The organism is Metallococcus carri (assembly GCF_011440275.1).
Classification (GTDB): Bacteria; Actinomycetota; Actinomycetes; order Actinomycetales; family Dermatophilaceae; genus Metallococcus; species Metallococcus carri.
In genome coordinates this window covers 1-14,371 of record NZ_JAAOIV010000013.1, presented here as the reverse complement: position 1 = coordinate 14,371, position 14,371 = coordinate 1, and the positions used below count along the sequence as shown (strand labels likewise).

The following is a 14,371-nucleotide window of genomic DNA, read 5'->3' as shown; positions in this document are numbered from 1 at the left end:
CCAAAAGTCGCCATTATGTCCGGATCGGCGACCCCAACCCGCGGTATGACGGCCCCGAGCCACCAAAAGTCGCCATCATGTCGGGATTTCCGGGCGCCGGGCAGAACCTCGCACGCCGGGACCGACCGCGCTCCCGCCCCTGCTAGCGGGGCAGACCGGTGGTGGACTGCCAGGCGCCGAGTGGCGCGTCCGGCACCGGCTCATCGCTCTCCACCGCCGACACCACCCGCAGCCCGCGCGCCTCGTAGTTGGGCAAGGCCGCCGGCCCGTCGAGGGAACAGGTGTGCACCCACACCCGCCGCACCCCTGGCGCCGACCACGCGGCCGCGATCCCGTGCGCGAGCAACGCTCCGCCGACCCCGCGCCCGATGAACTGTTCGGCCAGCCCGAAGTATCGGATCTCCACCTCGTCCTCCCCCGGCCCGGCGGTGAGCTCGACATAGCCGGCGGGCACACCCTCGGCATACGCGACGAAGAACCGGGTGCCGGGCGCGGCCAGTTCGCCCGCCCACTGCTCACGCGACCAGGTGAGCCGGTCGACCCAGGTCCAGGGGCCGCCCACCACGGCATACAGGAATCGCGCGAACTCGGGGGTGACCGCGGTCGCCTCCTCGATCCGGACACCGGCGGGCAGCGGGCGAGCCGGTCGCTGCTGCGCCGGATCGGTCATCTCCAGCGTGGTGGTGAGGACCCTCATGCCAGGTTGGCGGCGAGCAGCGCGAGCGAACGGTGCCAGGAGTCGTCGGCGACGCCGTCGGAGGCCGGGTCACCGAAGAAGCTCGCCGTGACATCGGGATAGACGCGAGCGGTGAACCGGACGCCGGCCCGGCGCATGGCGGCGCGCAGTTCGGGCAGCACCGCCACGGTCGGTGAGTCGGCGGCGAAGAAGGCCGCGACATTGGCGCGAATGTCGGCGACCTCGTCGACATCTCCGGGGTCGGTGTCAAAACTCACCACCAGCCGCACCCGCCGGTCGGTGGCGAGCGCATACCCGGCGTCGCCTTCGGGCCCGGAGCCGAGCACGGCGATCCGGCCGTCGACCCCGCGATCGGCGGCGAGCGCGTCGACCAGCCGCCGCAGCCCGGAGGCGGCCTGGTCACCCTGCGGTGCGAGCACGACATATCCCTCCGCCGCGAGCCGGTCGGCGATCGCCTCGTCTCCGGGCAACAGCACGATCCCGCCGCGAGCCGGCCCGTCCGGCGCCGCGCGGTAGGCCATGAAGGTCGTGCTCGACAACTTTTGCTCCTTGGGTCGCGTCGATCCAGCGTATGGCGCCCGCCCCGCTCCCGGGTGAGTGCGGGCGTGCGCTCGCCGACCCGGGGCGGAACCGCGTCGCACCGCTGTGCGTCTGAGGCCCAGGGCGCCGTGTCGGCAGCGCCGCGACGATCAGGGGAGAATCATGCGTCATACCATCCGCACGGCCAGCGCGGCGGCCGCGGCGATCGCCGCGCTCGCACTCACCGGCTGCCAGGACGGCACCGTCACCGGGCCCAGCTCGGATGCCAATCCGCCGGCCAGCCCGAGCACCGCGACAAGCTCGTCGCCCTCGGCAACGCCGAGTCCGGGTTCGTCGAGTTCCAGCCCCTCAAGCCCCTCGAGCTCGTCGAGCTCCGCACCGACCAGCCCCGACGCTGCCGGCACCCTGACGATGAGGGGCGGATATCTCGTCGAGGGGTCGAAGGTCACCTTCGTCTACACCAACGGAGTCCGGTATGTCGTGGACACCGGCGCCGAGATCAGCGACCCGAAGCAAGGCACCTACACCTCGCCGCGCGGCACGCTCACGCTGAAGGGCGGCCGGGCCAGCTGGCAGGGCAAGGGGCAAAGCGGCGCCTCGGTGGTCGACGCGAATGGTGCGGGCACGATCATCGACAAGACCGGCGTCATCGTGGTGGCCAAGGACGGTTCGACGGCGTGCGCCAACGCCCAGGGGTTGCAGTTCGTCGGGTCGGACGGCAGCAAGGGCCCGGCCGCCCGGTCCGGTGCCTTCTATATCGACAAGGACGGCAAGAAAACCTCGATCGGCAATCCGGGGCCGGGCGCGAAACTCGCCGGGCGCTACACGGTCTGCAATGTCGGCAACACGACCGCGCTCGACCTGTTCGACGACGTGCTCTTCGACTTCGACAGCTCGAGCCTGACTCCGGCCGGCAAGGCGGCGGTGAAGTCGGCGGCCGAGACGATCCGCGAGTCGTCCAAGGGCAAGACCCTGAAGATCGTCGGCCACACCGACAGCAAGGGCACGCCGGCGCGCAACCTGCAGCTCGGCAAGCAGCGCGCCCAGGCCGTCGCGGACGAGCTGAAGCGGCTCATCCCCGGCGTGAAGCTGGAAGTGTCCTCGGCCGGTCAGACCCAGCCGGTGGCGCCGAACGTCACACCGGACGGCTCGGACAACCCCGAGGGCCGCGCCAAGAACCGCCGGGTCACCATCACCTACGACAACTAGCGGTCGCGGCCGACCTCGTGGGCGAGCGCGCGCTCGATGGTCGGCCACCGGAAGGTGTGCCCGCTCTGCAGCAACACCGAGGGGCTGACCCGCTGGCTGGCGAGCGCGAGTTCGTCGGCGCCACGAGAGCCCAGCACGAGCTTCGGTCCGAAGGACGGCACCGGCAGCAGCGTCGGCCGGTGCAGCGCCGAGCCGAGTGCGCGGGTGAACTCGCTGTTGCGGACCGGCTCGGCGCTCACCCCGTTGACCGGGCCTTGCAGCGACTCGTCGGTGATGGCGCGCAGGTAGACATCGAGCAGGTCGTCCAGAGCGATCCACGACATCCACTGCCGCCCATCGCCCAGCCGGCCGCCGAGCCCGGTCTCGAACAGCCGGCGCAACAACCCGAGCGTCCCGCCCCGGGCCGACTGCACGATCCCGGTGCGGACGAGCACCGTGCGCACCGGGTTGTCCACGCTCAGCGCGGCGTCCTCCCATTCGCGCACGACCGAGGCGACGAAGTCCTCCCCGGCAGGGCTGTCCTCGGTGAGCAACTCGTCCTCGTGGTCGGCGCCGTAGTAACCGATCGCCGAGGCGCTGACGAAAACCTTCGGCCGGTGCGGGCCGCTCGCGGCGAGCTCGGCGAGCGCCCTGGTGGGGCCGACCCGGCTGTCGCGCACCGTGGCCATGTGCTCGTCGGTGAAGCGTCCGGCGATCGACGCACCGGCCAGGTGGACGAGCGCGTCCACGCCCTCGAGCAGGTCTCGCGCCGGACTGTCGGGGTCCCAGTTGCGCTCCTCGTAGCTGCGCCGCGCCGGGTCGGTCGGCTTGCGCGCCAGCGAGATCACCCGGTGCCCGCCTGTCGAGAGGTATGCCGCGAGCGCGCTGCCGATCAGACCTGACACCCCCGTGATCGCCACGGTCAGCGGCGCGACCGGCCCCAGCTTCGCGTGCGCCGCGAGATCGCCCAGCAGCTGGGTGCGGCGGTAGGCGAAGATCGGCTCGAGCATCCGGCGCGGCAGCCGCGTCGTCACCTCGTCGATGACGGTCGTGCCCTCGGCGTCGGCCTCGAACCGGTGCAGGTGGTCCCATCCGGTGATCGTCGCCATCGGTTCGGAGACGCACCGGTCGGCGAACTGCTGCCCCTGCAGATAGCGGCCCGGATCGTGCTGGGCGACCCACGTCGAGCCGGGGATGGTGCGCCCGGCGACCTGCGCGCGCAGCTCGGCGCGTCCGTCGCGAAGGTTCGCGGCTTCGGCATACGGCTGGAGGGTCTGCCACGGCGGGGCGAGCCGCAGGAACGCCCCGGGACGGCCGAACCAGTCCCACACCTGCGCCGGCGGATAGGGAAGGTGGGTGCGGAAGCGATGCGTCGGGCTCACCGTCCCAATCTCTCACGGGCGCGCGAGCCTGCCTCCGCTGCCGACGAGTGAGTTCAGGACTCGTGGACGGTGATGTCGAAGGTGTACTGGTCGGCGCGGTAGACGTGGTCGCCGAACTCCACCGGGTGGCCGCGGTCGTCATAGGCCTCGCGGACCATGGTGAGCAGCGGCTCGCTGCGGCCGACGCGCAGCAGCTTGCGCTCGGCGCCGGTCGGGCGACGGGCCCCGATGCGCTGCTTGGCGACCACCGGCCGCACGCCGACACCGCGCATCAGGTCATAGAGCGCACGGGTCTCCAGCTCGCGTTCGTCGAAGGTGGTGGTGGCCGGCAGCAGCCAGTTGTTGAGCACCGACAGCGGCACCTCGCCGCTGAACCGCAGCCGCTCGACGTGCACCAGCTCGGTGTCCGGCGGCACCCCGAAGAACTGCGCCGCCGTCGCATCCTGCGCGTGGCGGTCGAAGGTGAGCAACTGGGTGCGCGGGGTGCGGCCGCTGCGGACCAGATCCTCGAACAGGCTGGTGAGTTCGTCGCGGCGGTGGATCACCTCGCTGGCGACCGTCGTGCCGATGCCGCGCCGTCGCACGAGCAGGCCGCGCTGGACGAGTTCGCCGATGGCGCGGCGCACTGTCGGCCGGGACAGCGACAGTCGCTCGGCGAGGGCGAGTTCGTTCTCGAAGGGGTCGCCCGGCTTGAGCAGGCCCGACTCGATCGCGTCAGTGAGTTGCTCAGCCAGCTGGTGGTAGAGCGGCACCGGACTGCTGCGATCGATCACGACGGGCACCGTGACGGCCATGCGCGCCATCATAGGCAGCCTGCGTGCAGCACGTCATAATGTCAGCACATTGCTATCCGTCGACCGCGCGGAGCACCGCATCGGCGACGCGGCCAAGATGCCGGTTCTGCTCCGCGCTGCGCATCGCGCGGGCCGTGAGATAGCCGAAGGCGATGCCGCGATCCGGGTCCGCCCAGCCGATGCAGCAGTCACTTCCGTTGTGCCCGAAGGTGTTTGGTGACGCAAGGGTGCCGAAGGGGTCGGTCGCGACCTCGGGTGGCAGCGCGAGCTGGAAGCCCTGGCCCCACCGCATCGGCAGCCCGATGAACCGGTCGACACCGCCGTCGCTCGACGGCTCCCGCATCCGCTCGATCGACTCCTGCGCCACCACGCGCACGCCGTCGATCTCGCCGCCGCCCAACAACATCCGGTAGAACCTGGCGAGGTCGTGCGCGGTCGTCGACAGGCCCGCGGCGGGGATCACCGCGCGCCGCACGTGCGGCCGGTTGAGGAAGGCCGCGACCGCCCGGGCATCGCCGGTGCCTCCGACGAAACTCACCGCGCGCGGCAGCTGCGCACCGGTCAGGCCGAGGTGGGTGTCGTGCGCGCCGAGTGGTCGCAGGATCAGCTCGTCGAGCACCCTGGCCACCGGCTCGCCCGTCACCCGCTGCACGACCTCGCCGAGCAGGTGCCCATAGATGACGAACTGGTATGCCGGGTCGGGCGCCGGCCCGGTGAACCGCGGCTTCGCCCGCTCGATGCGGCGGACCAGCACCGGCCAGGACGGCATGGTGAGGATGTCGACGAGGGGGTGACCAGCGGTCGGCATACCGGTGCGATGTTGCAGCACCTGACGCAGGGTGATGTGGCCCTTACCGCCGTGGGCGAACTCCGGCCAGTAGTCGGCGACCGGTGCATCGATGTCGAGGTCACCTCGGGTGATGAGTTCGTGCACGACCAGCCCGACGAACGGTTTGCTCGCGGAGAAGATCCAGAACAGTCCGTCGGCCGGGCAGTTCACCGCGAGATCGGCGAGCACCTGCCCGTCGGCGTGCTGGACGGACAACTGCGCCGGTATGCCGCGCTCGCGCACGAGCGCTTCTGCCTCGGCCAGGTCGACGCTCACCCATGCAATCTAACCGGCGGGTTCGCGGCAACCGGGTGACGGCCGCAGCGCCCGGGCTAATACCGTGGAGGGGTGAGCGAGCAGCAGCAGACCCGGACCGAGACCGACAGCATGGGCGAGGTGCAGGTGCCCAGCGATGCCTACTGGGGCGCGCAGACCCAGCGCAGCCTGGGCAATTTCGACATCGGCCGAGACACCTTCGTGTGGGGTCGCCCGATGATCCGAGCGCTCGGCATACTGAAAAAGGCTGCGGCACAAGCGAATTCGGAGCTCGACCAGCTGCCCAAGGATGTCGCCGACCTGATCGTGCGCGCCGCCGACGAGGTCATCGCGGGTGACCTGGACGACCAGTTCCCGCTCGTGGTCTTCCAGACCGGCTCGGGCACCCAGTCCAATATGAACGCCAACGAGGTCATCTCCAACCGGGCGATCGAGCTCGCCGGCGGTGAGCGCGGCTCGAAAAAGCCCGTGCACCCCAACGACCACGTCAACCGCGGCCAGTCGAGCAATGACACCTTCCCGACCGCGATGCACATCGCTGTGGCGCTCGACCTGGTCGAGCGGCTGCTGCCGGCGGTCGACGTGCTGCGAAAGACGTTGCACGACAAGGCGATTACCTACACCGACGTCGTCATGGTCGGTCGCACCCACCTGCAGGACGCCACCCCGGTGCGGCTCGGCCAGGTCATCGGCGGCTGGGTCGCGCAGCTCGACTTCGCGGTCGAGGGCATCCGCTTCGCGCTCGACGGATTGCGCGAGCTGGCGATCGGCGGCACGGCGGTCGGCACCGGGCTCAACGCCCACCCCGACTTCGGCAAGCTCGCCGCCGCCAAGATCAGCGAGGAGACCGGCCAGGACTTCCGGCAGGCGCCGGACCTGTTCGCTGCGCTCAGCGCGCACGACGCGTTGGTGCAGGCGAGCTCGGCCCAGCGGGTGCTCGCCGGGGCGCTGATGAAGATCGCCAATGACGTGCGCTGGTATGCCTCTGGTCCGCGAAATGGCTTGGGAGAGTTGAGGATTCCCGAAAACGAGCCGGGCAGCTCGATCATGCCGGGCAAGGTCAACCCGACCCAGGCCGAGGCGATGACGATGGTCGCGACGAGGGTGTTCGGCAATGACGCCACCGTGGGTTTCGCCGGCAGCCAGGGCAACTTCCAGCTCAATGTCTACAAGCCGGTCATGGCTCACGCGGTGCTGGAGTCCAGCCGCCTGCTCGCCGACGCCTGCCTGTCCTTCGACGAGCACTGCGCCCGCGGCATCGAGCCGGACACCGAGCGCATCGCGCACAACCTGGAGACCAACCTGATGCTGGTCACCGCGCTCAACCGGCACATCGGCTACGACAAGGCCGCGGCCATCGCCAAGAAGGCGCACAAGGAGGGCACCTCGCTGCGCGAGGCGGCGATCGCCTCCGGTGACGTCAGCGGCGAGGACTTCGACAAGTGGGTCGTCCCGGCCGACATGACCCACCCGTCCGCCTGACCGGTCGGGAGCGGGTATGCCGGCCGCGGTCGCCTTCTTCCGCAACCTGAACCTCGGTCATCCGGGCAGCCCTGACCGGCTGGGCCTGGAGGCGGCGTTCGCGCGGGCTGGGGCGGACGGCATACGCAGCTTCCAGACCAACGGGACCGTCGCCTTCGAAGCAAGGGCGCCCAAGACGGTGGCAGCGCGGCACGACCAGCGGCGATCCGACCCGCCAGATCGAGACTGCACATCTGGCACCGCACGTCACGTCTGGCGCCGCATGCCGTGCCAGATCTGACCGGGCGTGCCAGATGTGAACGGGTGCGCCAGATGTCCCGCTGTTAGCTGGTGATGTCCTTGCCCGCGAAGCGAGCCCACGCCAGCAGCAGGAAGACGACGGCATACGCGCCGTCGACGAGCAGGCCCTGCACGATCGAGTCCCACACCGGCGGCTGCCGGATGAGGTCGGCGAAGGCCGGCCAGCGGTCCACGAGCAGCCAGCCGTGCAGGAAGGACAGCTGCGGGATCTGATCGGCGATCCACATTGCCGAGGTCACCACCATCACCGCCACCGTCACCGCGATCGGTTGCTCGGTCAGGGTGGAGACGAACAACCCGATCGCCGCGAGCGCGCAGAGGCCGGCGACGACATACAGCCCGGCGATCGCGAGCCGCCAAAGGCCCGCGCCGACGCCGATCGTCGTGCCGGACAGGGTGATCATCGGGCGCGCACCGAACAGCAGCGTGCCCGCGATCAACCCCGCGGCCAGCACCACGGTCACCGCGACGAAGGCACCGAAGACCAGCGCGAGATATTTCACCGCGAGCAACCGGACGCGCGAGACCGGCACGGTCAGCAGATAGCGCAGCGTGCCCTGGTGGGCCTCGCCGGCGATCGCGTCACCGGACACCATTGCGAGCGCCATCGGCAGGAAGAGCGTGAGCTCGAGCGTCAGCGAGGCGAGCGGCACGAAGAGGCCGTTCTGGGTGACCTGGCTGATGAAATCCGCCCCGCCCCCGTGCTCGCCGCCGCCGCCGGACAGCTTGGTCGCGACGGCCAGGAGCACGGGCACGCCGGCGAGCACGAGCAGGCCCATCTGGTTGCGCCGGCGGCTCATCATCAGCCCGATCTCGGAGCGCAGCAGGCTAGCCACGGACGTCGAACCCTTCACCCGTCAGCTGCACGTAGAGCTCCTCGAGTTTCGGTGTGCGCAGTTCGATGCCGCGCACTCGCACGCCGTCGGCGACCAGTGCCTCGACGATCCGCTCGGCGGGCTGCTCACCCGGTGTGCCGGTGAGACCGTCGGCCGAGGCGGCCAGCTCGCGCACGCCGGCGCGCTGCAGGACGACGCGGGCGCGGTCGGGGTCCGGTGTGGTGAGCACGAGTTCGGCACGCTGGCGGGCGCGCAACCCCTCGATCGAGTCCTGCGCGACCAGGGTGCCGGCCCGCATCACTCCGACATGCGTGCAGACCTGCTCGACCTCCGACAACAGATGCGAGGAGATCAGCACGGTGACGCCCTCCTGCGCGAGCGCGCCGACCAGGTGGCGGATCTCCCGGGTGCCCTGCGGATCGAGGCCGTTGGTGGGCTCGTCGAGCACCAGCAGGTCGCGCGGCGCGAGGAGGGCGGCGGCGATCGCCAGCCGCTGCTTCATGCCGAGCGAATAGGCGCGGAAGCGTTTGCCTGCCGCCGCGGTCAATCCGACGCGCTCGAGTGCCTCCCCGATGCGGGTATGGCGGGTGGCCGGGTCCGCGTGCTGGTCCGCGGCGTCCAGCCGGGTCAGGTTAGCACGCCCGGACAGGTGCGGGTGGAAGGCCGGGCCCTCGACGAGCGAACCGACGCGGGGCAGCGCGGCGAGCAGCCCGTCGGGCATCGGGTGACCGAGCAGTTCGTGCCGGCCGGTCGTGGGTGAGATCAGCCCGAGCAGCATCCGGATCGTCGTGGTCTTGCCTGAGCCGTTCGGCCCGAGGAAGCCGTAGACCGCCCCGGCCGGGACCACCAGGTCGAGGTCGTGCACGGCGTCCTGCGCGCCATACCGCTTGCCGAGACCCTCGGTGCGCACCGCGAAGCCGTCACCGGCCTGCGCGGGCGGGTCAGCCGCGGCCAAGGGCGGTGTAAAGAGCCGACGGTGGCACCATGCCGGCAGCCACCCGTCCGTCGTCGGTCACCACGGCGCTGACGAGCGCGGTGTCGAGCAGCCGGCCCTTGCCCCAGCTGCCGGACACGGCCGGCAGCATGGTGAGGGCGTCCTGCACGGATTGGCTGGCCTTGCTCGGCAACGTCGTGGTGAGCACCGTCTCCCACCCGGTGCCGCTGATCGACGGCATGGCGAGTCGGCCCTTCGCTGCCGAGGTCTTATCGGTCGAATGCCGTTGTGGCGCAACGGACTTCACACTTGCACCAGCCGGTGGCGTGAACTCGAAGACCTTCTTGTCCGGCACCGTGAAGGACACCTGGGAGAAGCCGACGGACAGCGCCGGGTTGGCCGCACCCTTGGCAAACACCTTGACCTGCAATGGAATCGAGGTCTTGGCGTCGATCGCGACGTGGATCGAACCGACCTTGGTGCCGCTCTGCTTGGGGGTGAGGGTGAGGTCGTATGCCGACCGCCCCGCCACGACCGTGTTGGCCGAGCTCGACACCGCCGTCGTCGGCCCGGCCTGCTTCAGCGCCCAGTCGGCGATCTGCTGCGGGGAGTACTTCGGTGCCTCGACCGGGGCGTTGGCGTGCTTACCCCCGGAGGGCAGCTTGGCGTGCAGCACCGTGCGGTCCGAGCTGTTCCAGACCCAGGCGTCGGTGCGGTTGGCGATCAGGTCGGTCTCGCTCTGGCGACCCAGGAGCGCGACCCGCGCGCCCGTGCCCCCGGCATACCAGACCTTCATCGTGTGACTGCCGCTCAACAGACTGAGCGGTATGCCGGCAACCCCGCTGCCCGTGCCCTCTGGCAGTTGCGGCAGACCGAGGTCGGCGCTGGTGGTGACCGTGCCGGACAGGCCCGGCACCTTCGCCGACAGCGCCGAGGCGAGCAACTGCTGCGGTGTCTTGGCGGGCAGGCTGGGCGCCGCGTCGGCGGACCGGGACACCAGCTGACCGGCTCCGATCAGACCGACGACGAGTGCGGGAGCCGCCCACCGCACCGCCGGATGCCGACGCACCAGGCTGTTCATGTCTCGACGGTACGCCTCGACCCTGTGAAGCGAGCTGGCTCCGCGCCGCCCCGCAGCCCGCACGAGGTCGCCACTATGGAGACTTTTGGCGCCGCGCCCGCCCTGCAGCCCGCACGAGGTCGCCACGATGGAGACTTTTGGTGCCACGCCCGCCCTGCAGCCCGCACGAGGTCGCCACTATGGAGACTTTTGGCGCCGCGCCCGCCCCAAGCGGCTGCGGCTGGGCGGCATACCCCGCCCGAGCCTGAGCGCACCCTGAGAAATCGGAGACGATCCACCGGCTCCGGCGTGAACGCTGGGCGAACTCGGCGCACGACCCCGAGTCCTTTCAGACTCCGCCCCTAGCGTGTGGCCGCCTCGGCACCGCCGCTTCGACGGGGGCGGGCGGCTTGCCGAGCACTCCTGCTAGTCCGTCATTCAAGGAGCAACCCCGTGAAGCGTTCCACCACCTGTCGGACGGCGGCCATCGGCGCCGCCGGCCTCGGCCTGCTCGCCCTCAGCCTCGCCCCGGCCAGCGCGTCCGCTGGCCACGCCGCGACGAGCAGCAGCGGCCACGGCTGGGGCAAGGTCGCCAGCCCGATCCAGCATGTCGTCGTGATCTTCCAGGAGAACATCTCCTACGACCACTACTTCGCGACCTACCCCAAGGCCGCGAATATCCCCGGTGAGACCCAGCAGGGCACCGGCCGGCCGGCGACGACGTTCACCGCCGAGCCGAACACTCCGCGCACCAACAACCTGGCGAACGCCGGGCTGCTCGCACCGAACAATCCCAACACGGTGCAGCCCTTCCGGCTGACGCCCGGCCAGGCCGTGACCTGCGACCAGGACCACGACTACACCGCCGAGCAGAAGGCCTTCGACGGCGGGAGGATGGACAAGTTCGTGGAGTACACCAGCCGGGACGCCTGCGCGCCCGGGCAGTACGGCCGGACCGGCCTGACGATGGGCTACTACGACGGCAACACCGTCACCGGCCTGTGGAACTACGCGCAGAACTACGCGATGAGCGACAACTCGTATTCCACGACCTTCGGCCCGTCGACGCCGGGCGCGCTCAACCTGATCTCCGGCCAGACCCACGGCGTGCGTTCCTACGACCCGGTGACCCGCCGGCCGACCGCCACCCCGGACCCCTACACGGTGAAATTCCCGAACGCCCAGGGCGTCGGCACGGTGACCGGCGACCCGGACCCGGTGTGGGACGACTGCTCCTCGACGAAGTACCCGGTGGCCGGCCTGGATGGCAAGAACGTCGGCGACCTGCTCAACGCCCAGCAGGTGACCTGGGGCTGGTTCCAGGACGGCTTCCGCCCGACGGTCCCGGCGACCGGCACCACCCGCGCGGTGTGCGGCGACAAGCACACCAATGTCGCCGGGGTCAGCTCCACCGACTACAACCCGCACCACGAGCCGTTCCAGTACTACAAGTCGACGGCCAACCCGAAGCACCTACCGCCGAGCTCGACGGCCATGATCGGCAAGACCGACCAGGCCAACCACCAGTACGACATCACCGACTTCGCCAAGGTGGTGAACTCCGATGCCATGCCGGCGGTGAGCTTCCTCAAGGCGCCGAACTACCAGGACGGGCACGCGGCATACTCCGACCCGCTGGACGAGCAGAAGTTCGTCGCGCAGCAGGTCAACGCGATCCAGAAGTCGAAGAACTGGAAGAACACCCTCGTCGTGCTCGCGTATGACGACTCCGACGGCTGGTACGACCACCAGATGGCCACGCTGACCAACTCCTCCAACACCACCGATGACGCGGCGGTCTGCACCGACGCCTACGCCAAGGGCGTGCCGATGCACGGTGGGTATGTCGACCGCTGCGGTCCCGGCACCCGGCAGCCGCTGCTGCTGATCTCGCCCTACGCCAAGTCGAACTACGTCGACCACACCCAGACCGACCAGTCCTCGATCCTGCGGTTCATCGAGGACAACTGGGGGCTGGGCCGGATCGGTGACAGCTCGGCCGACGGTTGGGCCAACCCGATCACCGGCATGCTGCACCTGCCCAACCCGAAGGCGCCGCAGGTGATCCTCAACCCCGACACCGGCGCGGTGGTCTCCACCAGCAAGCGCTGATCGACCTTCCGCCGTATGACGGGACGTGAGTCTCGTCATACGGCGGAATAGGTTGCGGCACAAAGCAGTTCGAGGTGGTTGCGTCCGCAACGAAAGGAATCACCACCTCATGACCTCCGCGTTCGACCCGATCCGCATCGGCCGCTGGGACCTGCCGCAGCGCTTTGTGATGGCACCCCTGACCCGCAACCGTGCCGGCAAAGGTATGGCGCCCACGGAGCTCAACGCGACCTACTACGGTCAGCGCGCCGGTGCCGGCCTGATCATCAGCGAGGGCACCCAGCCGAGCGAGCGTGGGCAGGGCTATCTCAACACCCCTGGCATCCACACCCCCGAGCAGATCGCCGGCTGGCGCAAGGTCGCCGACGCGGTGCACGCGGACGGCGGCACAATCGTCATACAGCTGATGCACGCCGGGCGGATCGCCCACAGCGACAACAAGAACGGCCTGGAGACCGTCGCGCCGAGCGCAGTCCAGGCTCCCGGCGAGATGATCACTGTCAACGGCCCCAAGCCGCACGACCAGCCGCGCGCCCTCGAGACCGACGAGTTGCCGCAGATCATCGCCGAATATGTCCACGCCGCGCAGTCGACCATCGAGGCCGGCGCCGACGGCGTCGAGCTGCACGCCGCCAATGGTTATCTGCTGCACCAGTTCCTCGCGCCCAACACCAACCAGCGCACCGACGGGTATGGCGGTTCGCCGCAGGCCCGGGCGCGCTTCGTGATCGAGGTCGCGCAGGCCGTGGCCGACGCGATCGGCGCCGACCGGGTCGGCATGCGCATCTCCCCCGGGCACGCCTTCAACGGCATCGAGGAGACCGACCCGGCCGACATCCGGGCGACCTACCAGACCCTGGTCGACGGCATCGCCCCGCTGGGCCTGGCCTACCTGAGCATCCTGGCCGACCCGGCAGCGGAGCTGACCCAGGATCTGCGGCGCCGCTTCGGCGGACCGGTCATCGTCAACTCCGGCTTCGGCAGCATCACCACGCTGCAGGATGTCGACGACATCCTGCAGGCGGATCTCGGTGACGCCGTGGCCGTCGGGCGCGAGTTCATCGCCAACCCGGACCTGCCGGCCCGGTGGCGTGCGGGTGCCGACCTCAACGAGATCGACGACTCGACCTTCTACGGCGGCGGGGCCAAGGGGTACACCGACTACCCGCAGCTCACCGCCTGAGCCGACCGACGCGGCGGGCGGCGACTGTCGAGGCAGCCGCCGCCCGCCGCCGTCACAACAGGGCGGTGAGTTCCTCGTCGGCTTCGGCCCGCACGGCAGCGAGCGCGTCGCCCGCGGTGCGGGCGGCCCGGGCGAGGGTCGCCAGTTGCTGACACTGCGACCAGGTATGCCGGGAGAGTGCGTAGCGCACCATCGCCACCTTGCTCGGCGCCATCGACAGCGACGAGACGCCCAGGCCGACGAGCACGAGGGCGAGCAGCGGGTCACCGCCGGCCTCGCCACAGACGCCCATCGGGCGGCCGGTGGTCTCGGCCCCGGTGCACGCCGCCGCGATCACGTCGAGCACGGCCGGCTGCCAGGGGTCGAGCAGGTCGGACAGCTCGCCCTGCATCCGGTCGGCGGCCATCGTGTACTGCGCCAGGTCGTTGGTGCCGAGGCTGCCGAACTCGACCTCGGCGAGCACGTGGTGTGAGCGCAACGCCGCGGCCGGGACCTCGATCATCACGCCGGCCTTGGGCAGGCCGTGTTCGTGCACGCGCCGGGCGAACCACGCGGCCTCCTCGGCGGTCGCGACCATCGGTGCCATCACGCGCAGGTCGGCGCCGGTGGCCTTGCCGGCCGCCGCGAGCGCGGCCAGCTGGCTGTCGAGCAGGTCGGGCCGCTCGGCCGACAGCCGCAGGCCGCGGCGGCCGAGCGCGGGATTCTCCTCGGGGCCGAGGTCGGCGAAGGTGAGCGGCTTGTCCGCGCCGGCGTCGAGC

The 14,371-nt window shown here is 70.4% G+C and carries 15 protein-coding genes; 5 read left to right on the top strand and 10 right to left on the bottom strand.

The window, feature by feature from the left end:
* Positions 1-142 precede the first annotated feature (142 nt).
* The 3 genes from G9U51_RS15405 to G9U51_RS15395 all read right to left on the bottom strand — a co-directional run bounded on the left by G9U51_RS15405 (position 143) and on the right by G9U51_RS15395 (position 1,641).
* A complete protein-coding gene (locus G9U51_RS15405; RefSeq protein WP_166198152.1) occupies positions 143-697 on the bottom strand; it encodes a GNAT family N-acetyltransferase in 555 nt (184 codons plus the stop codon).
* Positions 694-1,236 (bottom strand): dienelactone hydrolase family protein, encoded by a 543-nt coding sequence (locus G9U51_RS15400; RefSeq protein WP_166198150.1) that lies wholly within the window; start codon positions 1,234-1,236, stop codon positions 694-696. The genes G9U51_RS15405 and G9U51_RS15400 overlap by 4 nt, the downstream gene beginning before the upstream one ends.
* Positions 1,237-1,404: 168 nt before the next feature.
* Entirely contained in the window at positions 1,405-1,641 is a 237-nt protein-coding gene (locus tag G9U51_RS15395) for a hypothetical protein (RefSeq protein ID WP_166198148.1), read from the bottom strand.
* Positions 1,642-1,648: 7 nt separating this feature from the next.
* On the opposite strand from G9U51_RS15395, the gene G9U51_RS15390 reads away from it, so the two are divergent.
* Positions 1,649-2,446: an OmpA family protein gene (locus tag G9U51_RS15390; RefSeq protein WP_166198146.1), complete on the top strand. Its 798-nt coding sequence runs from the start codon at positions 1,649-1,651 to the stop codon at positions 2,444-2,446.
* On the opposite strand, the gene G9U51_RS15385 is transcribed toward G9U51_RS15390, so the two are convergent.
* The 3 genes from G9U51_RS15385 to G9U51_RS15375 are packed head-to-tail and all read right to left on the bottom strand — an operon-like array spanning position 2,443 to position 5,706.
* A complete protein-coding gene (locus tag G9U51_RS15385) occupies positions 2,443-3,807 on the bottom strand; it encodes a TIGR01777 family oxidoreductase (RefSeq protein WP_166198144.1) in 1,365 nt (454 codons plus the stop codon). The two genes, G9U51_RS15390 and G9U51_RS15385, sit on opposite strands and share 4 nt — an antisense overlap.
* Before the next feature lie 53 nt (positions 3,808-3,860).
* Positions 3,861-4,601 (bottom strand): GntR family transcriptional regulator, encoded by a 741-nt coding sequence (locus G9U51_RS15380; RefSeq protein ID WP_166198142.1) that lies wholly within the window; start codon positions 4,599-4,601, stop codon positions 3,861-3,863.
* Positions 4,602-4,653: 52 nt separating this feature from the next.
* Positions 4,654-5,706 (bottom strand): serine hydrolase domain-containing protein, encoded by a 1,053-nt coding sequence (locus G9U51_RS15375; protein WP_166198140.1) that lies wholly within the window; start codon positions 5,704-5,706, stop codon positions 4,654-4,656.
* 111 nt (positions 5,707-5,817) lie between these two features.
* On the opposite strand from G9U51_RS15375, the gene fumC reads away from it, so the two are divergent.
* Positions 5,818-7,188 (top strand): class II fumarate hydratase, encoded by a 1,371-nt coding sequence (fumC, locus tag G9U51_RS15370; RefSeq protein WP_166198374.1) that lies wholly within the window; start codon positions 5,818-5,820, stop codon positions 7,186-7,188.
* 16 nt (positions 7,189-7,204) lie between these two features.
* Positions 7,205-7,468, top strand: a complete 264-nt coding sequence (locus tag G9U51_RS15365; RefSeq protein ID WP_166198138.1) for a hypothetical protein — start codon at positions 7,205-7,207, stop codon at positions 7,466-7,468.
* Positions 7,469-7,511: 43 nt separating this feature from the next.
* Here G9U51_RS15365 and G9U51_RS15360 read toward each other — a convergent pair whose 3' ends face one another.
* The 3 genes from G9U51_RS15360 to G9U51_RS15350 are packed head-to-tail and all read right to left on the bottom strand — an operon-like array spanning position 7,512 to position 10,339.
* Positions 7,512-8,324, bottom strand: coding sequence for an ABC transporter permease (locus G9U51_RS15360; RefSeq protein ID WP_328823508.1), 813 nt, complete (start codon positions 8,322-8,324; stop codon positions 7,512-7,514).
* Complete coding sequence (locus G9U51_RS15355; protein ID WP_166198136.1) at positions 8,317-9,279, bottom strand: ABC transporter ATP-binding protein; 963 nt, start codon at positions 9,277-9,279, stop codon at positions 8,317-8,319. Before G9U51_RS15355 ends, G9U51_RS15360 begins: the two co-directional genes overlap by 8 nt.
* Complete coding sequence (locus tag G9U51_RS15350) at positions 9,266-10,339, bottom strand: LolA family protein (RefSeq protein ID WP_166198134.1); 1,074 nt, start codon at positions 10,337-10,339, stop codon at positions 9,266-9,268. The genes G9U51_RS15355 and G9U51_RS15350 overlap by 14 nt, the downstream gene beginning before the upstream one ends.
* Positions 10,340-10,771: 432 nt before the next feature.
* Between G9U51_RS15350 and G9U51_RS15345 the strand changes: the two genes are divergently transcribed.
* Entirely contained in the window at positions 10,772-12,430 is a 1,659-nt protein-coding gene (locus tag G9U51_RS15345) for a phospholipase C (protein ID WP_328823507.1), read from the top strand.
* A 109-nt stretch (positions 12,431-12,539) separates the two neighbouring features.
* The gene (locus tag G9U51_RS15340; RefSeq protein WP_166198132.1) at positions 12,540-13,613 is read left to right on the top strand and encodes an alkene reductase; all 1,074 of its coding nucleotides are present in this window, start codon (positions 12,540-12,542) and stop codon (positions 13,611-13,613) included.
* Between the two features lie 52 nt (positions 13,614-13,665).
* On the opposite strand, the gene G9U51_RS15335 is transcribed toward G9U51_RS15340, so the two are convergent.
* A partial coding sequence (locus G9U51_RS15335; protein ID WP_328823506.1) for a putative PEP-binding protein occupies positions 13,666-14,371 on the bottom strand: 706 nt, incomplete at its 5' end.

Bases quoted from the DNA above. Each gene is read 5' to 3' on its own strand.
- G9U51_RS15405 (WP_166198152.1), bottom strand. From the start codon at position 697: ATGAGGGTCCTCACCACCACGCTGGAGATGACCGATCCGGCGCAGCAG.
- G9U51_RS15390 (WP_166198146.1), top strand. From the start codon at position 1,649: ATGAGGGGCGGATATCTCGTCGAGGGGTCGAAGGTCACCTTCGTCTAC.
- G9U51_RS15380 (WP_166198142.1), bottom strand. From the start codon at position 4,601: ATGGCCGTCACGGTGCCCGTCGTGATCGATCGCAGCAGTCCGGTGCCG.
- fumC (WP_166198374.1), top strand. From the start codon at position 5,818: ATGGGCGAGGTGCAGGTGCCCAGCGATGCCTACTGGGGCGCGCAGACC.
- G9U51_RS15365 (WP_166198138.1), top strand. From the start codon at position 7,205: ATGCCGGCCGCGGTCGCCTTCTTCCGCAACCTGAACCTCGGTCATCCG.
- G9U51_RS15350 (WP_166198134.1), bottom strand. From the start codon at position 10,339: ATGAACAGCCTGGTGCGTCGGCATCCGGCGGTGCGGTGGGCGGCTCCC.
- G9U51_RS15340 (WP_166198132.1), top strand. From the start codon at position 12,540: ATGACCTCCGCGTTCGACCCGATCCGCATCGGCCGCTGGGACCTGCCG.